Below are 1,326 nucleotides of genomic sequence, written 5' to 3'. Positions count from 1 at the left end.
GATTCGCGCCGCCCCCGAGCGCCTCTTCCGCCTTCCCGGCGACGAACGTGCCCGCCGCCCCGGCCGCCGACGCGCACGAGGTCGCACCGCCCGTCGGCGGCTGGACGCCCCCGCCGCTTCCCGGTCGCCCGGTCGCCGCTCCCGTCGCCGCCGGCCGGGCCGAGGACGACGCGCACGACGCCGAGCCGGCGCCCGCAGACCGGTGGCAGGGCTTCGGCCAGGATGCCGCCGACCTGAGCTCCGAGGTCACCGGCGCCGTGCCCGGTGCTCCCGCCCCCATCTCGGCCGTTCCGATCGCTCCCCGGTCGTTCGTCTCGCCCGCGCCGGTCTCCTCCACCGCCGCTCCGGTGGCGGCATCCGACCCATCCGCCGCGCCCGAGGGCAGCACGGGGGAGCACCTCACCCGCCCGCCCGTGATGCGCGTGCCGGTCGCCGACGCCCCGGGTGCCGAGGCCGAGCCGTGGGCTCCGGCACGCTCGCCGATGAGCGACGCCGACGCCTTCCCCGAGGCGTCCGGTCCGGTCTCGGCGATCGCCGGGGCTCCGGACGCCGGTGTGCCGCTCTCCGCGCGGTCGTCGGTGTCGGCCTTCCACGGCAAGCCCGAGATTCCCGACGAGGACGTCTTCGACGAGACGATCATCGCCCGCCGCAAGCGCACCGACTGGACCCTCGTCCCGCCGACCGGCGACCCCGTCGCGCTGTCGGCGGAGGTCGTCATCCTCGGCCGGCGCCCGGCCGGCGACCCCGATTTCCCCGGCGCGCAGCTGGTCTCGATCCACGACGGGACGGTGTCCAAGACGCACGCGAGGCTGACGCTGCGCGACGACCGCTGGTACGTGACCGATCTGGACTCGACCAACGGCGTCCTCTTCGCGACGGTGATGGGCACCGAGGTCGAAGCGCCCACCGGTGAAGAGGTCGAGGCCGGAGACCGGTTCCTGCTGGGCGACGCCGAGGTCCGGCTGCGGCGGAGCGACGGGTGATCGACCCCGACGACGAGCGCACCGCCCTGTCGCGGCGCGCCGTGCGGGAGCCCGCGGACGAGGCACCCGACGAACGGACGCTTCCCACGCGGCGGCGCCGAACTGGAGCGACGGATGCCGCGCTGCCTGCCGACGTCGACGTCACGGTCGTATCGGCGCGCTCCCTGATCCCCCCGAACTCCGAGCTGACGACCCAGGCGGCGACCACGTCGGCACCGGTCGGTCCGCGCCGGCGCGGTCACCCTGCGGCGGACATCGACGAGCTGACGGCGACGGTGCGACGGAGGGAGAGCGCCGCCCCGGCGGGGCCTGCCGCGCCGGCGCGGACCGACCGGTGCCGACG

General features: G+C 76.5%; 2 protein-coding genes. Both read left to right on the top strand.

What is annotated here, in order from left to right; genetic code table 11:
• Nucleotides 1-983: FHA domain-containing protein (locus ACI3KX_RS22090; RefSeq protein WP_404911096.1), on the top strand; the 983-nt coding region annotated here is incomplete at its 5' end.
• Nucleotides 980-1,326: hypothetical protein (locus ACI3KX_RS22085; RefSeq protein WP_404911095.1), on the top strand; the 347-nt coding region annotated here is incomplete at its 3' end. The genes ACI3KX_RS22090 and ACI3KX_RS22085, both read left to right, overlap by 4 nt.

It is taken from the genome of Microbacterium sp. ZW CA_36, assembly GCF_044987475.1.
Taxonomy (GTDB): Bacteria; Actinomycetota; Actinomycetes; order Actinomycetales; family Microbacteriaceae; genus Microbacterium.
This window is presented reverse-complemented; position numbering and strand designations above follow the sequence as displayed.